General features: G+C 59.7%; 27 protein-coding genes. 7 read left to right on the top strand and 20 right to left on the bottom strand.

Annotated elements, in window-relative coordinates; genetic code table 11:
- Positions 1–33: 33 nt before the first annotated feature.
- The 15 genes from M6689_RS06335 to M6689_RS06265 all read right to left on the bottom strand — a co-directional run bounded on the left by M6689_RS06335 (position 34) and on the right by M6689_RS06265 (position 13,589).
- A complete protein-coding gene (locus M6689_RS06335; RefSeq protein ID WP_298269198.1) occupies positions 34–663 on the bottom strand; it encodes an MBL fold metallo-hydrolase in 630 nt (209 codons plus the stop codon).
- A 27-nt stretch (positions 664–690) separates the two neighbouring features.
- Positions 691–1,809: an HD domain-containing protein gene (locus M6689_RS06330; RefSeq protein ID WP_298269194.1), complete on the bottom strand. Its 1,119-nt coding sequence runs from the start codon at positions 1,807–1,809 to the stop codon at positions 691–693.
- Positions 1,806–3,407, bottom strand: coding sequence for an NAD(P)/FAD-dependent oxidoreductase (locus M6689_RS06325; protein ID WP_298269191.1), 1,602 nt, complete (start codon positions 3,405–3,407; stop codon positions 1,806–1,808). Before M6689_RS06325 ends, M6689_RS06330 begins: the two co-directional genes overlap by 4 nt.
- A gap of 78 nt (positions 3,408–3,485) precedes the next feature.
- Positions 3,486–4,673 carry a response regulator gene (locus tag M6689_RS06320; RefSeq protein ID WP_298269189.1) on the bottom strand — a complete coding sequence of 396 codons (1,188 nt, stop codon included), beginning with the start codon at positions 4,671–4,673 and terminating at the stop codon, positions 3,486–3,488.
- 133 nt (positions 4,674–4,806) lie between these two features.
- Positions 4,807–5,256 (bottom strand): universal stress protein, encoded by a 450-nt coding sequence (locus M6689_RS06315; protein ID WP_298269186.1) that lies wholly within the window; start codon positions 5,254–5,256, stop codon positions 4,807–4,809.
- Between the two features lie 23 nt (positions 5,257–5,279).
- Positions 5,280–5,663, bottom strand: coding sequence for a response regulator (locus tag M6689_RS06310; RefSeq protein ID WP_366949730.1), 384 nt, complete (start codon positions 5,661–5,663; stop codon positions 5,280–5,282).
- A gap of 75 nt (positions 5,664–5,738) precedes the next feature.
- Positions 5,739–6,428, bottom strand: a complete 690-nt coding sequence (locus tag M6689_RS06305) for a GAF domain-containing protein (protein ID WP_298269181.1) — start codon at positions 6,426–6,428, stop codon at positions 5,739–5,741.
- Between the two features lie 78 nt (positions 6,429–6,506).
- Positions 6,507–7,340: a helix-turn-helix domain-containing protein gene (locus M6689_RS06300; RefSeq protein WP_298269179.1), complete on the bottom strand. Its 834-nt coding sequence runs from the start codon at positions 7,338–7,340 to the stop codon at positions 6,507–6,509.
- 9 nt (positions 7,341–7,349) lie between these two features.
- On the bottom strand, positions 7,350–8,093 hold the full coding sequence (locus M6689_RS06295; protein ID WP_298269177.1) for a tetratricopeptide repeat protein: 744 nt from the start codon (positions 8,091–8,093) through the stop codon (positions 7,350–7,352).
- Positions 8,094–8,230: 137 nt separating this feature from the next.
- The gene (locus M6689_RS06290) at positions 8,231–9,163 is read right to left on the bottom strand and encodes a PfkB family carbohydrate kinase (RefSeq protein WP_298269175.1); all 933 of its coding nucleotides are present in this window, start codon (positions 9,161–9,163) and stop codon (positions 8,231–8,233) included.
- Between the two features lie 21 nt (positions 9,164–9,184).
- Positions 9,185–10,048, bottom strand: a complete 864-nt coding sequence (mtnP, locus tag M6689_RS06285; RefSeq protein ID WP_298269173.1) for an S-methyl-5'-thioadenosine phosphorylase — start codon at positions 10,046–10,048, stop codon at positions 9,185–9,187.
- A gap of 56 nt (positions 10,049–10,104) precedes the next feature.
- Positions 10,105–11,139, bottom strand: a complete 1,035-nt coding sequence (rlmN, locus tag M6689_RS06280; RefSeq protein ID WP_298269171.1) for a 23S rRNA (adenine(2503)-C(2))-methyltransferase RlmN — start codon at positions 11,137–11,139, stop codon at positions 10,105–10,107.
- Positions 11,140–11,203: 64 nt separating this feature from the next.
- Positions 11,204–11,617, bottom strand: coding sequence for a nucleoside-diphosphate kinase (ndk, locus tag M6689_RS06275; RefSeq protein WP_298269169.1), 414 nt, complete (start codon positions 11,615–11,617; stop codon positions 11,204–11,206).
- Between the two features lie 156 nt (positions 11,618–11,773).
- Positions 11,774–11,971: a hypothetical protein gene (locus tag M6689_RS06270; RefSeq protein ID WP_298269167.1), complete on the bottom strand. Its 198-nt coding sequence runs from the start codon at positions 11,969–11,971 to the stop codon at positions 11,774–11,776.
- Positions 11,972–12,161: 190 nt separating this feature from the next.
- The gene (locus M6689_RS06265; RefSeq protein WP_298269166.1) at positions 12,162–13,589 is read right to left on the bottom strand and encodes an aldehyde dehydrogenase family protein; all 1,428 of its coding nucleotides are present in this window, start codon (positions 13,587–13,589) and stop codon (positions 12,162–12,164) included.
- Between the two features lie 95 nt (positions 13,590–13,684).
- Between M6689_RS06265 and amrA the strand changes: the two genes are divergently transcribed.
- A complete protein-coding gene (gene amrA, locus M6689_RS06260) occupies positions 13,685–14,227 on the top strand; it encodes an AmmeMemoRadiSam system protein A (RefSeq protein WP_298269164.1) in 543 nt (180 codons plus the stop codon).
- A 122-nt stretch (positions 14,228–14,349) separates the two neighbouring features.
- Here the strand turns inward: amrA and M6689_RS06255 are convergent, their stop codons facing one another.
- The 4 genes from M6689_RS06255 to M6689_RS06240 form a co-directional block, all read right to left on the bottom strand.
- Positions 14,350–15,672 carry a citrate (Si)-synthase gene (locus M6689_RS06255; protein ID WP_298269162.1) on the bottom strand — a complete coding sequence of 441 codons (1,323 nt, stop codon included), beginning with the start codon at positions 15,670–15,672 and terminating at the stop codon, positions 14,350–14,352.
- A gap of 294 nt (positions 15,673–15,966) precedes the next feature.
- Entirely contained in the window at positions 15,967–17,160 is a 1,194-nt protein-coding gene (locus tag M6689_RS06250; RefSeq protein ID WP_298269160.1) for a Xaa-Pro peptidase family protein, read from the bottom strand.
- 15 nt (positions 17,161–17,175) lie between these two features.
- The gene (locus M6689_RS06245; RefSeq protein WP_298269158.1) at positions 17,176–17,325 is read right to left on the bottom strand and encodes a hypothetical protein; all 150 of its coding nucleotides are present in this window, start codon (positions 17,323–17,325) and stop codon (positions 17,176–17,178) included.
- 13 nt (positions 17,326–17,338) lie between these two features.
- Positions 17,339–18,997 carry an AMP-binding protein gene (locus M6689_RS06240; protein WP_298269156.1) on the bottom strand — a complete coding sequence of 553 codons (1,659 nt, stop codon included), beginning with the start codon at positions 18,995–18,997 and terminating at the stop codon, positions 17,339–17,341.
- A 456-nt stretch (positions 18,998–19,453) separates the two neighbouring features.
- Here M6689_RS06240 and M6689_RS06235 point away from each other — a divergent pair, with 456 nt between their 5' ends.
- Together M6689_RS06235 and pnpS are read left to right on the top strand one after the other, a co-directional pair.
- The gene (locus M6689_RS06235; protein WP_298269154.1) at positions 19,454–20,134 is read left to right on the top strand and encodes a response regulator transcription factor; all 681 of its coding nucleotides are present in this window, start codon (positions 19,454–19,456) and stop codon (positions 20,132–20,134) included.
- Positions 20,131–21,900, top strand: coding sequence for a two-component system histidine kinase PnpS (gene pnpS, locus M6689_RS06230; RefSeq protein ID WP_298269152.1), 1,770 nt, complete (start codon positions 20,131–20,133; stop codon positions 21,898–21,900). Before M6689_RS06235 ends, pnpS begins: the two co-directional genes overlap by 4 nt.
- Positions 21,901–21,912: 12 nt before the next feature.
- Here pnpS and M6689_RS06225 read toward each other — a convergent pair whose 3' ends face one another.
- Positions 21,913–22,503, bottom strand: a complete 591-nt coding sequence (locus M6689_RS06225; RefSeq protein ID WP_298269149.1) for a DUF502 domain-containing protein — start codon at positions 22,501–22,503, stop codon at positions 21,913–21,915.
- A gap of 146 nt (positions 22,504–22,649) precedes the next feature.
- Between M6689_RS06225 and M6689_RS06220 the strand changes: the two genes are divergently transcribed.
- From M6689_RS06220 to pstA, 4 genes are all read left to right on the top strand, one after another.
- Positions 22,650–23,087 (top strand): phosphate-starvation-inducible PsiE family protein, encoded by a 438-nt coding sequence (locus M6689_RS06220; RefSeq protein WP_298269147.1) that lies wholly within the window; start codon positions 22,650–22,652, stop codon positions 23,085–23,087.
- A 107-nt stretch (positions 23,088–23,194) separates the two neighbouring features.
- The gene (gene pstS / locus M6689_RS06215; protein WP_298269145.1) at positions 23,195–24,226 is read left to right on the top strand and encodes a phosphate ABC transporter substrate-binding protein PstS; all 1,032 of its coding nucleotides are present in this window, start codon (positions 23,195–23,197) and stop codon (positions 24,224–24,226) included.
- A 200-nt stretch (positions 24,227–24,426) separates the two neighbouring features.
- A complete protein-coding gene (pstC, locus tag M6689_RS06210; protein WP_298269143.1) occupies positions 24,427–25,389 on the top strand; it encodes a phosphate ABC transporter permease subunit PstC in 963 nt (320 codons plus the stop codon).
- Positions 25,386–26,225, top strand: a complete 840-nt coding sequence (gene pstA, locus M6689_RS06205; protein WP_298269141.1) for a phosphate ABC transporter permease PstA — start codon at positions 25,386–25,388, stop codon at positions 26,223–26,225. The genes pstC and pstA overlap by 4 nt, the downstream gene beginning before the upstream one ends.
- Positions 26,226–26,252: the final 27 nt, after the last annotated feature.

The following is a 26,252-nucleotide window of genomic DNA, read 5'->3' as shown; positions in this document are numbered from 1 at the left end:
TGCGCCTCCACGGTTCGGCACGCCCTCCGCGCGCTAACCGGCGATGTAGGGATTGTAGAGCCGCTCCCGGCCGATGGTGGTGGAGGGGCCGTGCCCGGGAAAGACCTGGGTGGCGTCCGGAAGCGTCAGGAGTTTCGTCCGGATCGAGGCCATCAATGCCTCGTGGGAGGAACCGGGGAAATCGGTCCTTCCCACCGACTCCGCAAAAAGCGTGTCGCCGGTGATCACCTTTCCTTCCTTTTCCAGATAGAGGCAGCACCCGCCGGGGGTATGGCCGGGGGTGTGCAGGATTGCCATCGTGCAGTTCCCGAAGGAAAGCGTCGCGCCATCCTCAAGAAAGATGTCCGGCTCGGGAGAGTTCTCGGTCGTAAGGCCGTACATGGCGGCCACGTCGGCCGCACGGCCGAGAAAGGGGACGTCGTCCCGGTGGATGAGGAGTTTCGCTCCGGTCGCCTCTACCACGGGGCGGTTTCCTCCCACATGGTCGAAGTGCCCGTGGGTGTTGACAACGTACCGGATGGCGAGCCCCCGGGAGCGGACGTGTTCGAGGATCCGTCCGGCATCGGCGCCGGGATCGACCACCACCCCCTCTCCGGTCTCCTCGCACCCGAGGATGAAACAGTTGACCCCCAGCGGGCCGACGACAACGGTATCGAAAATCATGGCAACGTCTCCGTGTGGAATTGTTCGCTAGAAGAGGTCAAGATTCTTCCCCTGCAGCTGCTCGAAGGGATTGTTGCGGAATCCCTTCTTCGGCTCCTCCCGGCGGCGCTCGACCGGCGGCTCGGCCGGTGGGGCGAGAGCCGCCGGTTCGGGGAGAACCGGTTCTTCGCGGAGCTCTTCCGCTTCCTCGTCGGGGGAGTACCCCTCCTTGTAATAGTACCGGTCGTAGAGCCGGTGGTAGGAGGTCCAGCGGCTCTGGTTCTCCGCCTCCTTGCGGATATGGGTCCTGATGCCGTTGATCTTGGAGTCGAGGTCGTCCAGGTAGTTGAGGATCGTCGCCTCCAGCGTCTTGGGACGCTTGGGAGAACCGTACTCGTACTGACCGTGATGGGAGAGGAGCATATGCTTGAGGAGCATCGTCAGATCGGCCGGGAATCCCGGAAGGGAGGCGATCCGCTCCTGCAGCATCTCGACGCCGATGGTGATGTGGCCGAGCAGCTTCCCTTCGTCCGTGTAGTCGAAGGAGCGGAGATAGGTCATCTCCCGGACCTTCCCCACGTCATGGAGCAGGGCCCCGGCCACGAGGAGGTCGCGGTTGAGCCCGGTGTAGAGGGGGATGATGGCGTCCACGAGCCGTGCCACCGAAAGGGAGTGCTCCAGGAGCCCCCCCAGGTAGACATGATGCATTCCCTTGGCGGCCGGAGCGACCCGGTACAGCGGCATGAGCGCCGGATCGTCGAAAAACGCCTTCATGAGCCCCTTCAGGTGAGGGTCGGCGAGACTCTCCACCAGCGCCGTCAACTCCTGTTCCATCTCCTCGATGGCCCGCTCGGACTCGGGGAGGAAATCCGCCAGGGTAACCTGGTGCTCGGGAACCCTGAAGAGCTCGGAGATGATGAGCTGCATCTTGCCGAGGTAGACGGTCGCCTTGCAGCGGATGGCGATAAAGTCGTCCTTGTCGAAGGTGGCGGCAAGCTCGTCGACGTTATCCCAGACCCGCCCCTCGATCTCGCCGCTCTTGTCCATGAGCCGCAGCGTCATGTACGGTTTGCCGTTCTTGGCCATGGCCATGATCTTGTCTTTGACGAGAAAGACCGATTCGATCTGGTCGCGTTCACGGATGCTGCTGACAAAAACCTTGTTCAAATGGAACTCCCTTCCTGGGCTGATATCTGGTTCGCGATGGCATCGGCCACCCTGATCCCGTCGAGGGCGGCGCTCATGATCCCGCCGGCATACCCCGCCCCTTCTCCGGCGGGGTAGAGCCCCGCGAGGCCCACCGCCTGAAAATCTTCCCCGCGGCCGACCCGCACGGGGGCCGACGTTCTGGTCTCCACGCCGGTAAGCGTTGCCTCGGCTGTCAGGAACCCCCGCATCTTGCGGTCGAAGAACCGGATGCCGTCCCGCAGGGTGTCGGTCACGGCGGCCGGGAAGATCTCCCCCAGCGGCACCTCCCGGACACCGGGGCGGTAGCTGGAAGCAACCCTCCCCCCCGTCTTCGCCTCCACGAACGCCATGAGGTTCTGGGCAGGGGCCCGGTACCCCCCTCCGCCGGCGGCAAAGGCCCTCCGCTCCAGAAACCGCTGAAACTCCACCCCGGCAAGGGGAGAATCGTCGCCGAAGTCGGCCGGCCCCACCGTCACCACCAGAGCACTGTTGGCGGCGGGCGAATTGCGCAGATAGGTGCTCATGCCGTTGGTGACCACCCCTCCCTCTTCCGAGCTCCCCGCCACCACCACACCACCGGGACACATGCAGAAGGAGTAGGCGGAGCGACCGGTCGCGCGATCGTTGTAGGCAAGGGCGTAGTCTGCGGGGGGAAGCGACGGATGGTGTCCCTTCCCGTACTGGATCCGGTTGATCAGCGGCTGCGGGTGCTCGACCCGCACTCCGACGGCGAAGGGTTTCTGCTGCATCAGGATTCCGCGCCGCGCAAGCATCGCGTAAGTGTCGCGGGCGCTGTGCCCCGGCGCCAGCACGAGAAAGCGGCAAGGGATCTCCTCGGTTCCGTTCACCACCCCCGCACCGATCCGCCCCCCTCGCGAAACGAGATCGGTCAGACAGCTCCTGAAGCGGATATCGAAGCCTCTTTGCTCCAGAAACCGGCGGATGGAGGCCACGACGGTGCAGAGCCGGTCAGTGCCGATGTGGGGCTTGGCCAGGTAACCGATCTCCGGCGGAGCGCCAAATGCAACGAGCTTCTCGATGACGTAGGAAATATTCGGGTCGTTCACACGGGTGGTGAGCTTGCCGTCCGAAAAGGCCCCCGCTCCCCCCTCACCGAACTGGACGTTGCTCTCGGGGTCGAGTTCTCCCCGCGCCCAGAACGCCTGTACGTCACGGGTCCGGTCCTCCACCGGCTTGCCCCGCTCCAGAACCGTCGCACAGAGGCCGTAGTCGGCGAGCCTCAACGCCGCAAAGAGCCCCGCCGGTCCCATGCCGGCAATCAGAATCCTCCCGGGGTGCACCAATCGTGGAAACGTCTGCCGCGGTGGCTCCATGACCACCTGGACATCCGGATCGTCCCCATACCGGGCGAGAAAGCCCGCCTCGTCGGCCAGCGTACACCGGAGCGTGCAGACGAACTTCACCTGGGGCTTTTTCCGGGCATCGACGCTCTTGCGTACCAGGCGCAGATCCCGAATATCATCGTCGCGAAGAGCAAAACGCCGCGTCAACGTGGTGCGGAGCAGCTCATCCCCCTCTCCGGGGGCAAGAACAAGATTGCGAATCAGAAGCGGCATCGAATTCCTTCGCTCTCGTGGCGAAATGACGGTCATCATAACAAAACCGAGCCGGCAAAGGAAAGGGTAAAGGGGCACTCAATCGGCGGCCAGAGGAAGTCGGATGAGGAAGGTGGTGCCGGAGGAATCGCTCTTCTCGACCGAAATTCTGCCGTGATACGTCTTGACGATCCGCAGCACCACCGCAAGCCCCAGTCCGCTCCCGCTCGCCTTGGTGGTAAAGAAGGGATCGAAGATCTTCGAGAGATTCTCAGGGGGAATTCCACCACCGGTGTCGGACACCCGGACGGAGAGCTCCTCCCCGTCGTGATCGAGGGAGACCGTCAGCACCCCCCCGTCGCGCATCTCGTGGATGGCGTTCAGAAAGAGGTTCGTGAAAATCTGCTCGATCTCGGCCTGATCGGCCTGAAAAGAAGGAGGAATATTCCTGAAGTCCCGGACCACATCGACATGGTAGAGGGATGCCTGGGGTTTGAACACGTCGAGGGTCGCCTCAATGATCCGGTCGATTCGCACCTCGCTCAACTGATAGCGGGGACGCTTGGATGCATCGAGGAGCTTGCGCATGGTTTCGTCGATCCGATCCACCTCTTTCAGGATCTTGTCGACATATCCAACCCGCTCCGGATCGTCGAAGCCGCTCTTGATGAGCTGTGCGAAGAGCGTGATGGAGTTGAGGGGGTTGCGGATCTCATGGGCCATGCCGGCGGAAAGGTACCCGAGCGATGCCAGCTTCTCGGACTGGACAATCTCGGCCTGGGCGCGCTGGAGAGCATCGGTTTTCTCCTGGACCCGCGCCTCCAGCTGGCGGTTCCACTCCTCGATCTCGGCCAGAAGACGCTCGCGCTCCATGGTAAGCTCGCGATTTCGCAACTCCACGTTACGAATCCGGAGCACGTTCTCGATCCGTTCGACGAGGTCCTGGTTATTGAACGGCTTCAGGATGTAATCCGAAGCACCGGCCTTCATCAGCTCCACGGCAATCTCTTCATTTCCCTTGCCGGTGAACATGATGACATAGCTGTCCGGAAAGCGCTCCTTGATCTCCCTGAGAGCGGTGAGTCCGTCCATGACCGGCATCATGTAGTCGAGAAGCACCAGCTGTGGCTGGTGGAGCTCCAGCTCTTTCAGGCCTGCAATGGCGTCTGACGCGGTGAATACGGTATAGCCGCGGTTTCTGAGGACGATCGACGTAAGATCGAGGATCACCTTTTCGTCGTCGATAATGAGAATCGTTCCTTTAGAGGAGAGGGGTTCGGTTGTCATCGGAATCTGCCGGTCCTCCTTAACCTGATTCTGTCTATCTATCTGGCACACCTGTTGAGGTTTTGCACCGAAAAAACAAGGGGCAGCAAACGCTGCCCCTGTTGTCAGCTCCCGGAGCGGGGGCGGGAAGTTGTTACACCTCGGCGGGACGCACGGTCATGACAGGGCACTTGGCATTGCGCACCACGCGTTCGGCAGTGCTCCCGAACAGGAAATGATCGATCCCCTTGCGGCCATGGGTCCCCATGACGATGAGGGACGCCTGCTCTTCGGCCGCCTTCTTGAGAATCTCGTCGTAGGGGATCCCCGAGACGATGCAGCTTGTGAAGTTGGTGTAATCCTTGATCTTGGTCCGGCAGAACTTCTCCATCATCTTCTCGGCAGCGGCCACGATCTCTTCCTCCAGTTTCTCGAATGAAACGTGGGGGACATAGAACCCCCTGAGATCCACCGGCTCGTTGATCACGTGGATGACGACAAGCCGGGCGTTGAACTGCTTGGCAAGGGTCAGGGCATGCTCAAATGCATACTCGGAATTTTCGGAAAAATCGGTTGGGAAAACAATCGTAGTAAAGGCAATCATCTCATTCCCCCTGGCAGCGGTAGTTAATGGCACCCCTCGGCGAAGATCTTTTTCAGTATCGATTTCAGCTCGTCAATCTTGACCGGCTTGTTGATATACTCGAACGCACCCAGATTTATTGCCTCGATGTAAGACTCGACCCCGCCATATGCCGTTATCATGATCACGTTGCTCTGGGGAAAGTTCTTGTTGAGTTCCTTCAGAAAGGTTATGCCGTTCATCTCCGGCATATTGATATCGGTCACGATGAGATTTACCTGCTGGTGGTTCAGATAATTGAGGGCCTCGAATCCGTTCGCTACGCTCTCGACCTCAAACCCTTCCTTTTCGAGGAGCTTCGACAGCCCGATCCGGGCGTTCTCCTCATCGTCGACAACCAGAATTCTCTTTTTCACTTGTTCCGCCAATGATCAACCCCGTGTTTGCAATCAATGTTAACTTGTTTGAGTCTAACATGGCGTCCTCCCCTGTCAAGCAGGCAGTTACGCGGGTTTCTTCCCCAGGGCGACCTGTCTCCGAAGCTTGATCGCCGTCGTAATCAGATTGGCGATAATGGAGACGAAATAGATTTCGTCCTCCTGGAACGACTTGATGGAAGTACTGTTGAGGTTGATAACGCCATAGACATCGTTCTTGTCACTGAGGGGAAAAGAGAGCATGGAATTGTACTTCTCCTCCTGGAGCTCGGGGAAATACTTGTACCGCGGGTCCTGCGATGCATGGCTGAGCGAAATGTACTGGCGCTCCTTCGCCACGGTTCCGGTAATCCCCTCCCCCATCCTGATCCGGATCACACCGATGTACGAGGGGTCGAAACCGTTGGTGGCGGCAAGTACCAGCTCGTCGCCCTCAAGCAGGTAGATATTGCAGACGCTCACCTTGAGTTGCGCTGCCACCTTCCGGGTCACGAGCTGCAGGACATCCGGCAGGTCGAAATCAGAGGAGACAAGCATGCTTATCTCTTCAAGAGAGATGATCTCCAGGTGCTCGCGGTTGGCCCGCTGCATCGTCAGAACCATTTTACCCTTTTCGCTCTCGAGCAAGGGAGTGAAGCTCGCTTTCTGAAAAAAAGGATTGACCGTCTTAACCTTGTCGGTGAGGGTGCGGAAATCGGAAAAACCGCAGCTGCAGCTCAGCTTGACCCGGTAGGTGTCGATCCGTTCACTCTTCATAACTTTTCCGCATTTTCTGCAGCGTGCCAGATGCATGAAGACCTTCTCCTTGAATTGAATAAAGTAAGGTTGGTACTGCTACTCGTCGCTTCCGTCGGCTGAGAGGTCGACGTGTACGGGACTACCTGAAGCGCCGAAGGGGGGTAACGTCTTGCCGTTGAACTCGGCCTCCACTCCTCCCCCGTCGTTGAGGTCGAGGGAAAACACCCGCTCCCCCTTCCATTCTATCAGATCGCCGGCCTTGAGCTCGTACTGCTGGGAGAGCGTTCCGTCAATGGTGATATTCAGCAAACAGTCCTGGTTGACTTTCAGCTTCAGCACTATTCCGTCCGTGCTTGTGCCGGAAGGACGTTCATCTCCTGTAACCGCAACCGCGGCGCCGTCCGGCTGAAGGTGTGGTGCCGTTCGAACGCGTGACGCCGTCGAAATCACAGGCTGAACGGGAGGAGATGGAGCAAGGACTCGTTTGGTCGAGGAAGGGGGCTCGCGCCGAAGGGGTTGCTCTTCCCGCTCGCGGGTGAGGTACGACAGGGCAATGACCAGAAAGAGAAGGGAGAAGGGAATGGCCCATCGGTTGCGGACCGGAATCCTCGGTGACTGTACCGGCGGAGTGACGGAGGCACCCCTCCCCTCTTCCGGTGAAATCGTCGGCTGCAGTGCCGCCTCATAGCATCTCACCACATCGTCGGAAGAGAGTCCCAGGTAGTTGGCATACGCCCGCAGGAATCCCTTGACATAGGCGGGACTAGGCAACTTCCCGAATGCTTCGTCCTCCAGCGCCAAAAGATAATTCCTGCCGATACGGGTGGCCCTGGCAGCATCGTCGAGGGCAAGGCCACGGGACTCGCGAGCCTCGCGCAACAACGTTCCGACCGATTGATTCCCCGCTTCAGGGGTTGAAGCTTCAGACAAGCTGCCCTCTCACTTCATGGAATCCAGGTACTCGTGTGCCAGGCGGCCCTTCTCCGAATCGGGTGCGATCCGGATTGCCTCGCGAAACGCTTCTGCCGCAGCAACATAGTCTTTTCCCTTGAGATAAGCCAGAGCCAGGTAATAGTGGGCGTTCTGCGAATTCCTGTTCAGTTCGATCGCCTTGCGAAACTCCTCGACTGCAAGGTCGCTCTTTCCCATGGAGAAATAAACCCGGCCGAGCCCCACCCGGGCGTCGATGCTCCGCGGGTTGGCTGCGACGGCTTGGCGCAGCGTACCGTAGGCCTGCTGGTAATCACCCTTGCCGAGGTAGGCAAGGCCGAGGTTGATCCTGGCGTTATCCTGATCGACAAAAAGGAGGTCCGCCAGCACCACCGTGAACTGGGTTATGGCTGCATCCCAGCGTTGCATTTCCAGGTAATTCACCCCGAGGTTGTTGCGCGCCTCCGAATAATCGGGCTTGAGTTCGATCGCCTTGAGGTACGACTGCTCGGCCAGATCGAACCGTTTCTTGTAGAAATAGGCAAGGCCAAGGCTGTTCAGGACCACAGGGTCATCCGGGTCCAGCTTTTCGGCCTCGATGAACTCGGCAAGCGCACGCGTGGCGTCGTTCTCGCCGAGAAAGGAGAGTCCCATCTGGTAATGGTAGGATGCCTGCTTCTTGGCGGCTCCGTTCATCGCACACGCAGGGAGGACAAGGAAAAGAAGGGAGGAAAGAACCAGGTGACGTTTCACGATGACCACCTCATGGCAGCGGGGATGAGGACAGGTTCGGCACGGAGACGGGGCCACCTTCGGCCGCCCCGTCTCGTAGCGTGGAACGTAGCAGATTTACCCCTTGTTGTCAACGCGAGGGGGGGCGGCGAAAGCGCTCAACCAAGGGCTCCTTCCCCCTCCGTGAGCCCCTCGAAGTGGGTAAGCGACTTGAAGCTGCGGTAACGGTTCTCTATCTCGTGATAGCCAAGGCGTTTCAACCGTTCGAGACTGAAATCCTCCACATTGAACGAGGCCATGACGCTTCCGAAGATGATCGCCTGCCGGATGCCGGCCTCGGACACATCACCGGTATTCGCCAGGTAGCCCATGAAGCCCCCGGCAAACGTGTCGCCGGCGCCGGTCGGGTCGAAGACCTCCTCCAACGGATACGCCGGAGCGGCAAAGACCGACGTGTCGCTGAACATGAGGACCCCGTACTCGCCCCGCTTGACGATGAGGGTCTTGACCCCCAGCCCCAGAATTGCCCGCGCGGCCTTCACGAGGTTGACCTCGCCGGTGAACTGGCGGGCCTCCCCCTCGTTGATGATGAATATGTCGACCTTCTCGATGACCCGCCGTAGCGCCTCCGGCTTCGACGAAATCCAGAAATTCATGGTATCGCAGGCAATGACCCGCGGTTTCTCGACCTGGCTCAAGACCTCCATCTGCAGCTCGGGATCGATATTGGCGAGGAACAGGTAGTCGGCATCGCGGTATTCAACCGGGATACGGGGTTTGAAGCTCTCGAAGACATTCAGGTGAGTCGCGAGGGTCTGGGCCTCGTTCAGATCGTACCCATACTTCCCCTTCCAGCGGAACGTCTCCCCCGACTCGCGTGCGAGTCCGGCAAGATCGATGTTGCGCGACCGGAGAAAATCGACATGTTCCCGGGGAAAATCGTCGCCGACCACCGCAACCAGATTCACGTCGGTAAAAAAACTGGCGGACGTCGAAAAATAGGTTGCTGAACCGCCCAACACGTTTTCCACCTTCCCGAAGGGGGTTTCCACCGAATCGAATGCGACCGAACCGACAACGAGTATTCCCATGAACGCTCTCCTTTGTTATGTCTAGAGATACTTACCGATGAGAAGGTCGAGCCGCTCTTTTGCCTCATCCCCAATAACCCGCTTATCGGTTATGATGGCGTACTGAAGGGCCGAGGCACAGGGACACGCCCTTTCAGCCGCGATACGTTTCACGGAATTCTTAATGATTGCCTTGGCCATGGCCACGTTCTTCCTGATGATGGCGAGAACAGCCTCGACCGACACATCCTCATGGGATTCGTGCCAGCAGTCGTAATCGGTCGCAAGCGCGATGACGCCGTAACAGAGTTCAGCCTCACGGGCCAGCTTCGCCTCGGGAATGTTGGTCATCCCGATGACCGAGACCCCGAACGAACGATACATGTTGGACTCGGCGCGGGTCGAGAAAGCAGGCCCTTCCATGCAGATATAGGTTCCGCCGCGGTGCACCGTCGCCCCCGCCTCCACAGCCGCCTCGTAAAGCCAGCCGGAGAGATCGGTGCAGACCGGATCGGCGAACTGCACATGGGCTACAACGCCGTTGCCAAAGAACGTATTGGTCCGGGTGGCGTTCGTACGGTCGATAAACTGGTCGGGAATGACGATATGGCCGGGGATAATCTCCTCTTTCATGCTCCCCACCGCCGAGACCGAGATAATGCGGGTCACCCCGAGCTTTTTCATGCCGTAAATGTTGGCGCGAAAATTCACCTCCGAGGGGAGGAAGCGGTGTCCCTTGCCGTGCCGGGGGAGAAAAACCATCTTCACTCCATCGAGCACGCCGGTAATGAACTCGTCCGAAGGCTCTCCGAAGGGAGTCTCCACCTTTACCTGCCCGATATCCGAGAGCCCCTCCATCTCATAGAGCCCGCTCCCCCCGATGACGCCGATAATCTGTTCAGTCATGTCGCTTCACCTCGCCAAGAATTCGCACCTGATGTTGAGATACTGCCCCCCCGTCTCTACGTGCCGCCGCCGCGTTCGAGCTTCCCCTTGAGCTGCCCGCAGGCAGCCGAAATATCGGCCCCGCGGCTCGACCGGGTGATGACCGTAAAATGCTTTGCAAGCAGAAAGCTGTGGATCTGATCGACCGACTGTTGGTCGGGGCTTAGGAATGAACACCCCTCATGCTCGTTGAAGGGGATCAGGTTGATCTTGGAAGGGATTCCGCTCAGCAGCTTCACGAGCCGCTTGGCATCCTCGAGGGAATCGTTGACCCCCTTGATCATCACGTACTCGATGGTAATCTTCCGGCGGCCAGGCAGAGGAAAACGCCGGCAGGCATCGAGAAGCTCCCGCAGCGGATACCGCCGATTGATCGGCATTATCCTGTTCCGGACCTCATCGGTGGTCGCATTGAGCGAGACCGCCAGATTGACCGTAACCTCGCGTCCAAGCCGCTCCATCTCCGGCACCAGCCCCGCAGTCGAGACCGTTACCCGTCGGGTCGAAAACTGAAGCCCGTCATCGTGGGTGATGATCTTGAGGGCACGGATGACGTTATCCAGGTTCGCCAGCGGCTCCCCCATCCCCATGAATACGATATTGCGGAACGGCACTTCCCGCATCACGGCACAGATCTGATTAACGATCTCCGCCGTGGTAAGGCTGCGGGTCAGTCTGAACGTCCCCGTCAGGCAGAACTCGCACCCCATCGCGCAACCGACCTGACTGGAGACGCAAAGCGTGCTGCGATCTTCCTCTGGAATAAGGACAGCTTCGACGGTATTGCCGTCGGCAAGCCGGAAAAGGTACTTCCTCGTCCCGTCGCGGGAAACCTCCGTCAGTTCGGGAAACAGCGTACTGATAACCGCTGTCTGTTCCAGCTCCTGCCGCAGCTCCTTGGCAAGGTTGGTCATCACCTCAAAATCGGTGGCCCCCTTCTGGTACATCCATTTGAAGATCTGACGGGCCCTGTAACGTTCCTTCCCCTTTCCGGCCAGAAATTGCTCCAGCTCTTCGAGACTCAGATTTTTCAGATCTGCTTTAGTTTCCATACCTGTCGACTATAAAAAAAGCCCTTCGCGCGAAGGGCTTCGGTGACGTTCTACTGCCGCCCGGCTAGAAAAGCTCGAGCTGGCTGAAGAAGTAGGGGATCTCGAATGCCGCAGATTCGGGGGAATCGGAGCCATGGACGGTGTTCTCCTCGATACCGAGGCCAAACTCCTTGCGGATGGTGCCTGCATCGGCATTGGCCGGGTTCGTGGCTCCCATGACCTCACGCCATCCGGCAATTGCGTTCTCACGCTCAAGGACCATAACCACGACGGGGCTGCGAGACATGAAAGAGCAGAGATCACCGAAGAACGGCCGCTCCTTGTGAACGTAGTAGAATCCTTCCGCTTCCTTCTTGGAAAGCTGAATCTTCTTCATGCCGACGATCCGGAAGCCGGCAGTCTCCACCTTTTCGAGCACCTTGCCGACGATATTGCGTTCAACCGCATCGGGCTTGATAATGGCAAATGTTCTTTCCACGAGACACCTCCGTCAATCTATTTGCTTGATAAAAAGACCGTTATAGATAGCATGCGACCCAGCGCTTGTCAACCTGAATCCCCATCCCGGAGACATGAAAAAAGCCTGCAGAACCTAGGTTCTGCAGGCTTTTCACTGGCGAAAAAGTAACCGAAATTACTTCTTCTCAGCCGGAGCAGCCGGGGCCTCCGGGGCCGGAGCCTTGGCGGAGGTCATCGGAGCCTGAGCCGGAGCAGCGGCCGGAGCAGCTTGCTCAGCCGGAGCCGGAGCAGGAGCTTCTTCTTTCTTCTTGCAGCCAGCGGCGAAAGCCACGGCCATAGCAAGACACAGGGTCAGAGAAAGCAGTTTTTTCATTGACGTTCTCACCTCTTTTCTTTTTTGAGTTTCATTCGTGCGCTCAGCGCAAGGTATTACGTAACGCAACAGAACGGGAATATACTAGCTTCCAAAATAAAGTCAAGCGTTTTTTAACGTTCAAAATCGTATTACTATCACATAATTTCAGCCTGTTACGTTAAATTGTCGAAAAAATTTATCACCTGAGTCAGAGATTGATGCAGACAAGTTTAATGTTCGTCATCTCCTCCATCGCATAACGGACCCCCTCGCGACCCAGCCCGCTCTGCTTGTTCCCCCCGTAAGGCATATGGTCAACCCTGAAAGTGGGGATGTCGTTTATGATGACTCCCCCCACATCGAGCCGCTTGACCGCCTGAAACGCCTTTCCGATGTCACGGGTATACACCCCCGCCTGAAGCCCGTACACCGAGTCGTCAGCCATCTCCAGGGCCTGCTCGAATGTGTCGTAGGGGAGCACCGACACGATCGGCGCGAACACCTCGGAACAGACGACCTTCATCTCCGGCGTCACCCCGCTCAGGATCGTCGGTTCCAGGCAGTTGCCGATGACGCCCCCCCCTGTCTCAACCACCGCTCCCAGCGTCTTCGCTTCATCGAGCCACGACACGGCGCGCTCAAGCTCGACGCGGGAGATCATCGGACCGATATCCGAATCCCGGTCCATGGGGTCACCAACCTTGAGCATTTTCGTTGCCGCCACGAATTTCGACAGAAACTCATCGTATCGCCTCCGATGCACGAAGATCCGCTGGACAGAGATGCAAACCTGCCCGGAATTGGCAAAACTCCCGACAACGCAGCGCGAGACGGCGGCATTAACGTCGGCATCTTCATCAATTATGGTCGGGGAATTTGAGCCGAGCTCCAGCGTGACCCGCTTTAGCCCGCTGCGGGCCTTGATCTCCGCTCCCACCGCAGGGCTTCCGGTAAAGGTGATCATTGCTAGCCGATCATCGGCCACCAGGCGATTGCCAACCGTCTTCCCGCTCCCGACAACGACATTGAGGACACCGGGCGGCAGTCCCGCCTCCGTCAACAGCTCGGCGAGCTTGATCGAGGTGAGCGGTGTCTTCGTGGCAGGCTTGAGAACAAGGGAATTCCCTGCGGCAATGGCTGGGGCAACCTTGTGCGCAACCAGATTCAGAGGGAAATTGAAGGGGGTGATGGCTCCGATCACCCCGATGGGGGTTCGCAGATAGAACCCGAATCTGCCGGCAGAAACGGGGGAAGCATCCATCGGTACGAGTTCGCCATGTTCGTTTCGCGCCTCAAGGGAGGCAAAGCGGAACGTCTCAGCACTCCGGTCTGCCTCTGCGAGGGCGTACTTCCACGTCTTTCCCGCCTCACGGGCAATGATCTCCGCAATCTCCTCCCGGTCCCGCACTATGAGATCGGACGCTCTTGCCAGAATCTCCGAGCGCCGGAAGGCAGGAAACGACGAAATCTCCTGGTACCCTCTCCGGGCGGCAACTATTGCCAATTCCACATCTTCATCGGTAGCCTCGGGAACCACGCCGACAATCGAATCATCGTAAGGATTGGTAACATTGATCTCCGAACGGTTGTCGCCAACCCATTCCCCGCCGATCAAAACCCGGTGACGTTTTGCCATGGAACCTCCTCAACCTGGATTTACCCTTGTCACAATCAACGCAATTATTGTAATTTAAAAAACCGTTAGTCGATTCTATCGCAAGGGGTGACAGTGTGACACGCGAACTTTCGGATTCCGACAAGCAGCAACTCCTCCTGATTGCCCGTGAAGCTGTGGTGAACTACGTCGCAAACGGCATCGTATCGGAAACGCAGGCACCGGCCGCGAACCTCAACGAAAGAGGAGGATGCTTCGTTTGCATCAAAAAAGACGGGAATCTGCGCGGCTGCATCGGGAACTTCATATCCGACAAGCCGTTGTTCCAGCTTGTACAAGAGATGGCGGTCTCGGCAGCGACCCGGGATCCCCGCTTCTATCCGATGAAAACCGAAGACCTCGCTGATTTCTCGCTAGAAATCTCCATCCTGAGCCCTCTCGTCAAGATAAATTCGTGCGACGAGATCAAGATCGGAACCCACGGCATCTATCTGGAAAAAAACTTCTGCCGCGGGGTACTCCTGCCGCAGGTTGCCACGGAACAGGGGTGGGACCGGAACACGTTTCTCAGCCAAACCTGCATCAAGGCAGGCCTCAGGGCAAACGACTGGGAGGAAGGTGCCGATATCTACGTCTTCAGCGCACAGGTATTCGGTTAACCGACAACAATCACCGATCACGATGCAAAGCAAAATGGGGAGATGTCAATGCACATCTCCCCATTTTGCTTTCAACGGCACTTTAACGGAGGCACCTTCACCGGTGCCTCCGTCGTATTGGATCAGAACTTCCGGCCGCCTTCCTCAGCCCACTTCTCGAGCATCGGAGTAGTGACCGACTTCGGACGCTCGATGGCGTAGCCGAGTGCGCGGTCCCAGGTGATATTCGCCATGCAGCCAAGGGCGCGGCCTATACCGAAGAGGACGGTGTAGAAGTCCCACTCGCGGACGCCATAGTACCACTGGATGACACCGGACTGGGCATCGACGTTCGGCCAGGGGTTCTTCGCCTTGCCGTGCTCCATCAGGACGCCCGGGGCAACTTCGAAGATCATGCTGACGAGCTTGAAGAGCGGGTCATTCGGCAGGTGCTTGAGGCAGAACTCGCGCTGGGAGGTGTAGCGCGGGTCGGTCTTGCGGAGAACGGCGTGACCGTATCCCGGGACGACCTGACCGGCATTGAGGGTGTCCCACAGGGCCTTGGTGACGTTCTCCTTGGTTGGCTCGACCCCTTCGCCAAGCTTCTTCTGGAACTCCATGATCCAGGCGAGAACTTCCTGGTTGGCAAGGCCGTGGAGCGGTCCAGCAAGGCCGTTGAGGCCGGCGGAGTAGGCATAGTAGGCGTCGGACAGGGCCGAGGCGACGAGGTGCGTCGTGTGGGCGGAGACGTTGCCCGACTCGTGATCGGAGTGGAGGATGAAGTACATCCGGGCCACATCATCATAGGGAGGCTTCTGGCCGATCATGTGGGCGAAGTTTGCCCCGAAGTCGAGCTTCGGATCGGCAGCAATCTGCTCGTCGTTCCTATACTTGTAGCGATAGATGAAGGCAGCGATCGGTGCAATCTTCGCCACCAGGTTACTGGCATCCTCGTACATCGGCTCCCAGCAGGTCATTTTGTTGAACTTGCCGGAGTTGTAGAACTTGAGGAACTCGGACTCCCGCTCGAGAGCGAGGATACCGGCGGAGAGCATCACCATGGGGTGGCTGTCCTTCGGGAGAGCCTTGATGACGTCGAATACATAGGAGGGAACCTTACCCCGCTCCTTGAACTCGGCCACAACTTCGTCAACCTCGTCCTGGGTCGGGATATCGCCGGTGAGGAGCATGTACCAGAACGCCTCGACGGTCGGATACTCGGACCCGGAAGCCTTGGGAAGCGCTGCAAAGGTTTCGGGGATCGTCTTGCCACGGAAACGGATCCCTTCCTGGGGATCGAGGTAGGAGATGTCGGTCACGAGGGCGCGGATGTCGCGGGCACCGCCGATGCACTGGTCGATGGTCACCTGGTCGATAATGACCTTGCCGAATTCCTTTACGAGTCTGGTGGTGCGGGGACGGTGCTCCTGAACTTTCTGTGCAAGCTTATCCTTGAGTTTAGACATAATGACTCTCCTTTCGACTGGTTGTAATTTAATAAACAAAATCTAACCTATTCCCGTGATACTCGCACCCTCTCTCCTCCTTTCAAGTGGTAAGTTATTCGGTTCTGCTGCGGTTTAATCCGGCTGTCGCCGATTCGGAACAAGGGTGCTTCGGGGAAAATACTGCTGAAAGTTTACGGTGCGGGGAAATTGCTTTTTAGTATACTGTATACAGTTTTTGTTGTAAAGGCTTATAACACCCTCTCTGGTTAATTTCAACAAAATTTTTTTAAGGGAATGGAGCGACTTGGGGGATCAGAGGCACGTCAATTCCTGATCGGAGCAGGTGAGTTGCCTGAGTCCTTCAAAATGGGAAAGGTAGAAGGTGTTTTCGATGCCGATGGCTCCCTGACCGGGAACGACGACCGTCGGTTCGAAGGCGAAGACCATGCCGGCTTCGAAGGTCATTTCGCCGAAGCCTCGGGCAATGAACGGATATTCGTCGATCTCGATGCCGATCCCGTGACCGATGAACGAGACCTGGGCACCCTTGTTCCCCATGAAGCTGTCGGCATAGCCAAGCTCCACGGCAAGTGCGAGGCATTCATCATAAACGGCTCCCCATGGCACTCCCGGCTTGATGAGTTCCATCATCCGCTCCTGGACCCGGAGCATATCGCAGTAGGCCTTTCGCAGAAGGCCGGAGATATCCCCGAGGGAAAAAACCCTCGTCTGGTCGACGAGGTACCCGTCAACACACCCGGCGAAGTCGACAATGATCGGCTCGTTCCGCTCAATCCGCTTGAGGCCGGCCCCCTGTCCGAAGGATGGATTGAGTCCCAGCCCCCCCAGGGGGGTGTCGACATAGGCGGGAACGGCGCTGTCGGCACCGGAAAAGACATGGGCGTAGAACAGCTCGGCATTGAACGCACGCGTCCGCACCAGTCCCTGGTGTCCTTCCTTCCGGGCGGTGAACTCCAGCTCGGCGGCCAGCTCCAGATCCGTCATCCCTTCGCGGATAACCTCGCGGGCCCTGCGGTTGACCTTGTCTATCTGCACGGCGGCGTCCTGAAGGATGTGGATTTCGTACTTGCTCTTGATCATCCGGACCCGCCGGATGAGGGGGGTGGCGTCGCTGACGGCGGATGAGGGAAATACGGCACGATACCGCTCGAAAAGATTGACCGGGATCACGTCGAGCTCCATCCCGATCCTGACGGGAAGCGGATAGCCGTAATCGGCAAGACGGGCGGGAATCTCCCTCATGGAAGAGAACGGCACGATCTCCCGGAGCCCCGACTCCATCCGGGCACGGCTGAATTCCTTGCGCACCAGGTAGACCGGCTCATCCGCCACGGGGACATAGAGACACCCCGACTGAATCGTACCGGTGAAATAGAAAAGGTCTGCGTTCTGGAGAACGAGGACGGCGTCGAGCCCCTCCTTCGCCATCAGCGACTGCAGACGGGAAATGCGGTGTTCGAGCTCTTCTTTCGGTGTGATGCGCACTGACTCCTCCCGGGATTACGGATGTTCTTCGGGCGAGCGGGCCAGCCTCGCCTCTCTTTGCAGCCTGCGGCGGCGACGGCCGCCGAGAAACGCTTCCTCCACGATGATCGCGACAAAACAGACCACGAAGAGACCGAGGAGGATACCGAGTGCCTTCTCTCTCATCGCCGAATCCCCCTTATGCCGTCTCGCCGGCATCTTCGAGCTGCAGCTCGCGGATGGCCATCTCGCGGAGTTTGAATTTCTGGATCTTTCCCGACGCGGTCATCGGATACGCCTCGACGAATTTCACGTAGCGGGGGATCTTGTAGTTGGCGATCCTGCCACGGCAGAACTCCCGGACTTCCTCCTCGGTCATTTCGACCCCCTTCTTGAGGATGATCGCCGCCATGACCTGCTCGCCGTACTTCCGGTCGGGAACGCCGTAAACCTGCACGTCGGAGATCTTCGGATGGGTGTAGAGATACTCCTCGATCTCGCGGGGATAGATATTCTCCCCGCTGCGGATGATCATGTTCTTGATCCGGCCGGTGATCTTGCAGTAGCCGTTCTCGTCCATGACGGCCAGATCGCCCGTATGGAGCCATCCCCCAGGATCGATGGCCTTGGCGGTCTCCTCGGGCATCTTGTAGTACCCCTTCATGACCAGGTATCCCCGGGTGCAGAGTTCCCCCTGCTTGCCCGGCGGAAGGGTGGAACCGGTTTCGATGTCCACGATCTTCACCTCCACGTCGGGGTGGGCGCGGCCGACGGTGGCCACCCGCAGCTCGATCGGATCATCGGTGCGGGTCTGGGTGATGACGGGGGACGACTCGGTCTGTCCATAGGCGATGGTGATCTCGGAAGCGTGCATGTCGCGGATCACCCGCTTCATCACCTCGATGGGGCAGGGGCTACCGGCCATGATCCCGCTCCGCAGGCTCGTGAGGTCGAATTTCGGAAAGTCGGGATGCTCCAGTTCGGCGATGAACATGGTCGGCACCCCGTGAACGGCGGTGCATCGTTCCTTTTCAATGGTGCGAAGGACCGTCAGCGGATCGAAGAGCTCCACCGGCACCATGGCGGCTCCGTGGGTAACGCAGGCCAGGACCCCCAGGACGCAGCCGAAGCAGTGGAAAAAGGGGACGGGGATACAGAGGCGGTCCTTCTCGGTGAACTTCATGCATTCGCCGATCAGGAACCCGTTGTTGACGATGTTGCGGTGGGTGAGCATCACCCCCTTGGGGAAACCGGTGGTCCCTGAGGTGTACTGCATATTGATCACGTCGTTGCGGTCAAGGAAGCGCTCGACAACCGCCAGATCCTCATCGGGGACCCCTTTCCCCAGCTCGACGATGCGGTCGAAATTGATCATCCACTCGGGCGTCTCATCGCCAATGAAGACGACATGCCTTAGATACGGCACCGACGCGCTGGCGATATCGCCGGGGCGGGAACTCGCCAGCTCCGGCACGACCTCGTTCAGCGTCGCGACGTAATCGGTATCCTTGAACGACCTCACCAGGAAGAGGACCCTGGAGTCGGACTGTTTGAGGATATATTCTAGTTCCGCCGACTTGTAGTTGGTGTTGACCGTCACCAGAACCGCGCCGATCTTGGCGGTGGCAAACTGGAGAATGACCCATTCGGGGACATTGTACGCCCAGATGGATACGTGGTCGCCTTTCCGGATCCCGAGAGCCAGGAGCCCCTTGGCCACCTGGCGGCAGATCTCATTGAACTCGCGGTAGCTGTAGCGAATCCCCCGGTCGACATAGACGAGGGCATCGTTGTCCGGATACCGGACCGCCACCGAGTCGAGCAGTCCTCCAACCGTGAATTCAAGTGGTTGCGACATGCACCATCCTCCTGAGTTTCGGGGGTTCAAATTTCATTTCAAGCAAACAACTTATTGATTTTTTGAGGTTTTACGAATTACCATGCCTCTGGTGGCAAGTCAAGTTATTCAAACAGGGTATTATTTTTTTACCGGTTTTACACTTCGTGTTACAGTTGTCACAATAATTCTTGACAAGTCGATACCACTTTCATTTCAACACCTTACGATAAGTATATGTTATAGTTAGGTTTTTAGCCCAAAACGGCTTCCTCGGACCATGCCTAAAATTTGGGCAATTCGCTATTTGCATTTGTTTTATTTCAGCTTTATGACGTACCAACATTTTTATCCACAACTCTATCCACATTTTTTGTGGAAAGCCGCGTAAGTTGCGATTTTACTGCTACTTTACACAACTGTAACACAACTGCAATATCTCTTCGCTACGCTCTGCAGCGAGGAGGACGGAACCCCATGAAGACAATCCTTATCATTGAAGACGAACGAGACCTGGCGGAGCTGGTGGCGTTCAACCTGGAAAAGGAAGGGTACCAGGCCGTCACGGCATTCGACGGCGCCAGCGGCCTGGAAGCGGCGCGAACCCGAAACCCGGACCTGATCATCCTTGACCTGATGCTCCCCGGCGTCATGGGGATCGACGTCTGCAAGATGCTGAAAAAATCCGAAAAGACGGCGACGATTCCGGTCATCATGCTGACGGCGCGGGGGGAAGAGATCGACCGGGTGGTCGGTTTCGAGGTCGGGGCCGACGACTACGTGGTGAAGCCGTTCTCCGCCAGGGAACTGTTGCTCAGGGTAAAGGCGGTTCTCCGCCGCTCCCTTCCCGACCGGCCCGAGGGGAAAATTCTCTCCATCGGGCCGGTGACCATCGATACCGCGCGGCACCAGGTGGTCGTGGCCGGCGAAGAGGTTATTCTCACCACCACCGAGTTCAAGCTTCTCCTGAATCTGGCCGAGCGTCTCGGCCGTGTCCAGAGCCGGGACCTGCTGCTGAAAAACGTCTGGGGCTACAACTACGTCGGTGATACCCGCACGGTCGACACCCACGTCACCCGCCTGCGGACCAAGCTCGGGCCGGCCGGCGACCTGATCCGGACCGTGCGCGGCTTCGGCTACAAGATGGAGGAGCCGTGAGATTCCGGATCCAGTGGAAGCTGATGGCGTCCTACCTCGTCCTCGTCCTGTTCATCGGCGGGGTCTTCTTTGCCTATCTTTCCTACACCCTCGACACCCACCTGGCCGAGGAGATCCGGGAAAACCTCGCCAGCGAGACCCGCCTGGCGCGGCTCATCGCACAGCGCAACATCGGGGACATGCGGCGGGATGCCCCCCGCACCGCATCCACCATCTCGGACGAGATCCGGGCACGGGTGACCATCATCCTAGCCGACGGAGTGGTGGTGGGAGACTCGGAGGTCCCTCCCGACCAGCTCGGGACCCTCGAAAACCACCTTCAGCGCCCCGAGGTGCAGGCGGCCCTCAGAAGCGGCAGCGGCAGTTCGGTGCGGTATTCCGCTACCATCAGGACCCCGATGCTCTACACGGCGGTTCCACTGAAGACCGCTGCCGGCGAAGGCGGGATCCTGCGCCTGGCGCTCCCCCTCACCTCCCTGGAGAAGGCAAAGGCAAGCATCCGGACACTCCTGGCGGCGTCCCTGCTCATCGGGCTCGCCATCGCCCTGGTGCTGAGCTATATCCTCTCCCGCGTCACGTCCCGCTCGCTCCGCACGATGACTACCCTTGCCACCCAGATCGGCTCGGGGGAGTTCACCCGCCGCATCCCGGTGACGACCCGCGATGAGGTTGGCGAGCTGGCCCGGGTCATGAACGAGATGTCGGCCCGGATCGAGCACCACATGGAACAGATCTCGGCGGAGAAGGCCCGGCTCGACACGATCCTTCGCGGGATGGGAGAGGGGCTCATGGTTTCCGACGCCAGGGGGGAGATCACCCTGGTGAACCCCGCTTTCCTCGAACTCTTTGCCCTCTCGGAAAACGTCGAGGGGCGCCACATCATCGAAATCACCCGCCATCCCGCCCTCCACGACGCGTTCAGATCCGTCGTCGCCTCGGGGAGCGAGCGGCTGGAGGAGCTTACCCTCGGCCTCGGAGAGGAGAGGCACGTGCTGACCCACTGGGTCCCTCTCACCGAGGAAGGGAAGCTCCACGGGGTGGTGGCGGTCTTCCACGACATCACCGACATCAAGAAGCTCGAAAAGATCCGCCGCGATTTCGTCGCCAACGTCTCCCACGAGCTGCGGACCCCGGTGACGGTCATCAAGGGGTATGCCGAGGCGCTGATCGGGGGGACGCTGGAGAGCGACCCGGCACGGGCCCGGCGGTTCATCGAGATCATCTACAGCCACTCGGACCGGCTCGCGGCCCTGATCGGCGACCTTCTCACCCTCTCCCGGCTCGAATCCGGCATGCTCCGCCTGGAGCTGACCGGGGTGAACCTGGAGCGGGTCGCCCGGCATGTGGCCGGACTCCTGGAGCAGAAGGCCGCCGTCGAGAAGATCACCATCGACTGTGCCCCCCTTGTGGGGGCCCCGACGGTCCTTGCCGACCCGGGCCGGCTGGAGCAGGTGCTGATCAACCTCCTCGACAACGCCATCAAGTACTCCCCCTCCGGGAGTGCCGTCTCGCTCATGGTTTCCGACGAGGGGGCCATGGTGAAGGTGGGGGTGAAGGACACCGGCATCGGCATCCCGCCGGCAGACCTGGCGCGGATCTTCGAGCGGTTCTACCGCGTCGACGCCGCCCGCAGCCGCGAGGAGGGGGGGACCGGCCTCGGGCTCTCCATCGTCAAGCACATCGTCCAGCTCCACGGCGGCTCCGTGGGGGTCAAAAGCGTGCACGGCAAGGGATCGACCTTCTGGTTCACGCTGAAGAAGGCGTAAGGCGCGCACCGCTTACGGCACCACCACCCCTCCCGACACGACGAACTTGACCGCATCCTCCACCGACATGCCGCTTTCCGTCACCTCCTCTTCCCGGAAAAAGAGAGCAAAGCCAGAGGTGGGATTCGGCATGGTCGGCACGTAGACCACCACGAGCCGCTCCCCGTCCCGCTCCACCTCGGCGGTGACGAACCCCACCGCCCGTACCCCCTTGCGGGGCCACTCCACGAAGACCGCCCGGCGGTACGACGTTTTCCCCTCTTGGAAGACCTGGGTCAGCTGTTTGCTGGAGGTATAGATCGACTTCACCAGGGGGATGCGCGACAGAAGCCCGTCCCACCAGCGGATGAGCCGCGTCCCCATGACGTTGGCGGCGAGAACGCCGGTCAGGTAGATCACCACGGCGCCGGTAATCATCCCGAGCCCCGGGAAGTAGTAGTTGTGGTGCGTAAGGGCGATGAAGAGATCATCGAGGTACGTGCCGAAGATGCCGTCGGCGAAACTGAAGAGAAACTTCAGGATGAAGATGGTGATTCCGAGGGGGATGACGATGAAAAGCCCCGTCACGAACCGTCCCCGCAGATGGGTTATGACCTTGTCCATGGATTGCCTCCCTGCTTTTTCCTTCACCGGCACAATAGCGCGAAAGCTAGCAATGTCAATAGTTTCCCACTCCTCACCCGGGGGACACCCTTCTGTCACAGAGGGCGGTTACCCTGCTGCCTGACACCAAGAGAGAGGAGAACGAGATGTGGAGAGAAGATGTGCTGGACCTGAAGCTCACCAAGTTTTTCGAGATTTCGGCGCGGGCGCTCCTGAGCCTGCTCATCACCGCCATCCTGCTGGCGATCCTGGCCGGCATCGCCTGGACCTTCTACGATATCCGGCTGGTCTTTTCCGCCGATTTCCACGGGGCGTTCAGGACGATCCTCGTGGATGTGCTGACCGTCCTCGCCATCGTGGAAATCCTCCGGACGGCCCTTGCCTACTTCTCTGAGGGGAGGGTGAAGGTAACCTACATCATCGACACGGTCCTCGTCACGGTCCTCACCGAGGTGATGGCGTTCTGGTACCGTGAGATGACCTGGGAAAAGATCGCCATGGTGATCGCCCTGGTCCTCTCCCTGGCCGCGGTGCGGATCATCGCGGTGCGGTACTCGCCCCGGGGCCGGCACGAGGACCTCTGAGGAAATGTTTCACAAGTTCACCCATTCTTTCAATAGCCGTAACCTGTCTGTAACAATTGTCCGGGTATAATCCAGGGCAGATGAACAACAACTCCAAGGAGGCAGCAATGTTCAACGTCGTACGCAAAGCGATCACGCTTCTGGCGCTTCTGGCGACCACCGCGGTGGCGGGTCAGGCAGGGGCCGAGACCCTCATCAACGGCGCCGGGGCCACCTTCCCCTACCCGCTCTACTCCAAGTGGTTCAGCGAGTACGCCAAGATCAACCCGTCGGTGAAATTCAACTACCAGTCCATCGGCAGCGGCGGCGGGATCAAGCAGATCACCGCCCAGACCGTCGATTTCGGCGCCAGCGACAAGCCCCTCTCCGATGCGGAGCTGGCGGCGGCCCCCGGCAAGCTCCTCCATATCCCGACCGTCATGGGCGCCGTCGTCGTCACCTACAACGTCCCCGGCGCACCGAAGGGGCTGAAGCTCAAGGTTGAAGACGTGGCCGACATCTACCTCGGCAAGATCACCAAGTGGAACGACCCGCGCATCGCCGACGACAACCCGGGCGTACGGCTCCCCAATGCGCCGATCATCGTCGTGCACCGTTCCGACGGAAGCGGCACCACGGCCATCTTCACCGACTTCCTCCGCGGCGTGAGCTCCGAGTGGGCCCACAAGGTCGGCACGGGGACCTCGGTCAGGTGGCCCGTCGGTCTCGGCGGCAAGGGGAACGAAGGGGTGGCCGGCCAGGTTAAGACCACCGCCAACTCCATCGGTTACGTGGAACTGGCCTACGCCTTCGAGAACAAGCTCCCCTGTGCAACCCTGAAGAACAAGAGCGGCTACTGGGTCGAGCCCTCCATCCAGAGCACCAGCGCCGCCGCAGCAGGCGCCGTCAAACATATGCCGGCCGACTACCGCATCTCCCTGGTGAACCAGCCGGGCAAAAACGCCTATCCGATCGCCGGCTTCACCTACCTCCTGATCTATCAGCAGCAGAAGAACCGCGAGACCGGCAGGAGACTGGTGGAGTTCCTGAACTGGGAGCTGGAGAAGGGGCAGAAGATGGCGGCTCCGCTTCTCTATGCGCCGCTTCCCGAAAACGTCAAGAAGATGGTCGGGAAAACCATCAAGACCATCAAGTACTGATGCCGAAGGCCCGGCCGGCCCGCTTACCAGAGCGGCGTCCGTCCGGGCCATTCTTCTGTGCGCGGCATTATTACGATCGTGTTAAGAATACGTAACGAACGCAACAACAGGAAACAACCTGTTCGGATCCGGGAACCCCAATGAACAGCAACCCCGCAGAAGCATCCATCAATCGGGCTTCAGGGAAGAGGGAGGATACGGTGTCAACGGAAGCAGCCTTCCGCAGATTGAAGCCTGAACGGGGAGTGAGCGGCGACTTCATCTTCAAGGGAGTAACCGTCCTCTTCGCTTTCAGCATCCTCGTCATCATCGCGGTCATGGTCGTGGAGATGGTGGACCAGAGCCTTCCCACCATCAGGAAGTTCGGCTGGAGCTTCGTCTCCGGACGGGAGTGGGATCCGGTCCAGGAATCCTTCGGCGCCCTCCCCTACATCTGGGGCTCCGTGGTCTCGTCGATCCTCGCCCTCCTCCTTGCCACGCCGCTCTCCGTCGGGACCGCCATCTTCGTCACGGAGATCGCCCCGAAGAGATTCGGCGCCGTGGTGGCGGCCCTGGTCGAACTGCTGGCATCGGTCCCGAGCGTCATCTACGGCCTCTGGGGGGTGCTGGTGATGGCGCCGTGGCTGCAGCAGACGGTGCAGCCCTACCTTATCGACCATTTCGGCTTTCTCCCCTTTTTCGAGGGGGCACCCTACGGGGTGAGCATGCTCGCCGCCGTCTTCATCCTGATGATCATGGTGGTCCCGATCATCACCTCCATCACCAAGGAGGTGCTTCTGGCCGTTCCCCAGAGCCAGCGCGAGGCGGCCATCGCCCTCGGCGCCACCCGCTGGGAGATGATCCGGATGGCGGTCCTCCCCTACGGCCGCTCCGGCATCCTCGGCGCGGTGATCCTGGGGCTCGGCCGGGCCATCGGCGAGACCATGGCGGTAACCATGGTAATCGGCAACACGCCGCAGATATCCCTGTCGCTCCTCTCCCCCGCCTACACCATGCCGAGCGTCATCGCCAACGAGTTCGCCGAGGCCTCCTCTGCGCTCCACGGCGCCGCCCTCATGGAGATCGGCCTGATCCTCCTGGCGGTCACCCTCGTCATTAACGTCCTGGCCCGGCTTCTCCTCTGGGGGATGACCCGCAGGGGGGCCAGGGGAGGTGCCAAATGAGAATCCCTTCCATCCGCGGGCTCAAGAGCGGGATGATGACCCTTTTCATGGCGTCGGCAACCCTGGCGGTCCTTCTCCCCCTCGTCCTCATCTTCGCCCATATCGTCAAGATGGGGTTCAGCTCCCTCTCTCCCGACTTTTTCATCCATATCCCGAAGCCGACCGGTGAGAGCGGCGGGGGGATGGCCAACGGCATGGCCGGCTCGTGCATCCTGATCGTGCTCGCCTCGGGGCTCGGGATCCCGGTGGGGGTCTTCGGCGCCATGTACCTCGTCGAGTACGGCGGCAGCCGCGTCTCCAACGTCATCCGGTTCGCGGCCGACGTCCTCTCCGGGGTCCCCTCCATCATCACCGGCATGGTCGCCTACACCCTGATGGTGGTGCCGATGAAGAGTTTCTCGGCCCTTGCCGGCGCGGTGGCCCTGGCGCTCATCATGATCCCGATCGTGCTCCGCACCACCGAGGAACAGCTGAAGATGGTCCCCGACACCCTGCGGGAGGCGTCCCTCGCCCTGGGGGTCCCCCTCTGGCGCACGAGCCTGCGGGTTACGCTGCGCAGCGCCATGAAGGGGGTCCTGACCGGGGTCCTCCTGGCAATCGCGCGGATATCCGGCGAGACGGCGCCGCTCCTCTTCACCGCCCTGGGCAACCAGTTCTGGAGCAGGAAGCTGACCGAGCCCATCGCCGCCATGCCGCTGCAGATCTTCAACTTCGCCATCTCCCCCTATGAAGACTGGCACCGGCTCGCCTGGGCGGGGGCACTGGTCCTCGTGACGCTGATGTTCGCCCTGAGCCTCACCGCCCGCTATCTGGGGCGGAACAAATATCAAAGCTGACGCGCGCCCCTTCGCCATCACCACCCG

It is taken from the genome of Geobacter sp., from assembly GCF_027327745.1.
Taxonomy (GTDB): Bacteria; Desulfobacterota; Desulfuromonadia; order Geobacterales; family Geobacteraceae; genus Geobacter.
This window is presented reverse-complemented; position numbering and strand designations above follow the sequence as displayed.

Bases quoted from the DNA above. Each gene is read 5' to 3' on its own strand.
- M6689_RS06335 (WP_298269198.1), bottom strand. From the start codon at position 663: ATGATTTTCGATACCGTTGTCGTCGGCCCGCTGGGGGTCAACTGTTTC.
- M6689_RS06325 (WP_298269191.1), bottom strand. From the start codon at position 3,407: ATGCCGCTTCTGATTCGCAATCTTGTTCTTGCCCCCGGAGAGGGGGAT.
- M6689_RS06320 (WP_298269189.1), bottom strand. From the start codon at position 4,673: ATGACAACCGAACCCCTCTCCTCTAAAGGAACGATTCTCATTATCGAC.
- M6689_RS06315 (WP_298269186.1), bottom strand. From the start codon at position 5,256: ATGATTGCCTTTACTACGATTGTTTTCCCAACCGATTTTTCCGAAAAT.
- M6689_RS06305 (WP_298269181.1), bottom strand. From the start codon at position 6,428: ATGAAGAGTGAACGGATCGACACCTACCGGGTCAAGCTGAGCTGCAGC.
- M6689_RS06290 (WP_298269175.1), bottom strand. From the start codon at position 9,163: ATGGGAATACTCGTTGTCGGTTCGGTCGCATTCGATTCGGTGGAAACC.
- mtnP (WP_298269173.1), bottom strand. From the start codon at position 10,048: ATGACTGAACAGATTATCGGCGTCATCGGGGGGAGCGGGCTCTATGAG.
- rlmN (WP_298269171.1), bottom strand. From the start codon at position 11,139: ATGGAAACTAAAGCAGATCTGAAAAATCTGAGTCTCGAAGAGCTGGAG.
- M6689_RS06270 (WP_298269167.1), bottom strand. From the start codon at position 11,971: ATGAAAAAACTGCTTTCTCTGACCCTGTGTCTTGCTATGGCCGTGGCT.
- M6689_RS06265 (WP_298269166.1), bottom strand. From the start codon at position 13,589: ATGGCAAAACGTCACCGGGTTTTGATCGGCGGGGAATGGGTTGGCGAC.
- M6689_RS06255 (WP_298269162.1), bottom strand. From the start codon at position 15,672: ATGTCTAAACTCAAGGATAAGCTTGCACAGAAAGTTCAGGAGCACCGT.
- M6689_RS06245 (WP_298269158.1), bottom strand. From the start codon at position 17,325: ATGAGAGAGAAGGCACTCGGTATCCTCCTCGGTCTCTTCGTGGTCTGT.
- M6689_RS06240 (WP_298269156.1), bottom strand. From the start codon at position 18,997: ATGTCGCAACCACTTGAATTCACGGTTGGAGGACTGCTCGACTCGGTG.
- M6689_RS06235 (WP_298269154.1), top strand. From the start codon at position 19,454: ATGAAGACAATCCTTATCATTGAAGACGAACGAGACCTGGCGGAGCTG.
- M6689_RS06225 (WP_298269149.1), bottom strand. From the start codon at position 22,503: ATGGACAAGGTCATAACCCATCTGCGGGGACGGTTCGTGACGGGGCTT.
- M6689_RS06220 (WP_298269147.1), top strand. From the start codon at position 22,650: ATGTGGAGAGAAGATGTGCTGGACCTGAAGCTCACCAAGTTTTTCGAG.
- pstS (WP_298269145.1), top strand. From the start codon at position 23,195: ATGTTCAACGTCGTACGCAAAGCGATCACGCTTCTGGCGCTTCTGGCG.
- pstA (WP_298269141.1), top strand. From the start codon at position 25,386: ATGAGAATCCCTTCCATCCGCGGGCTCAAGAGCGGGATGATGACCCTT.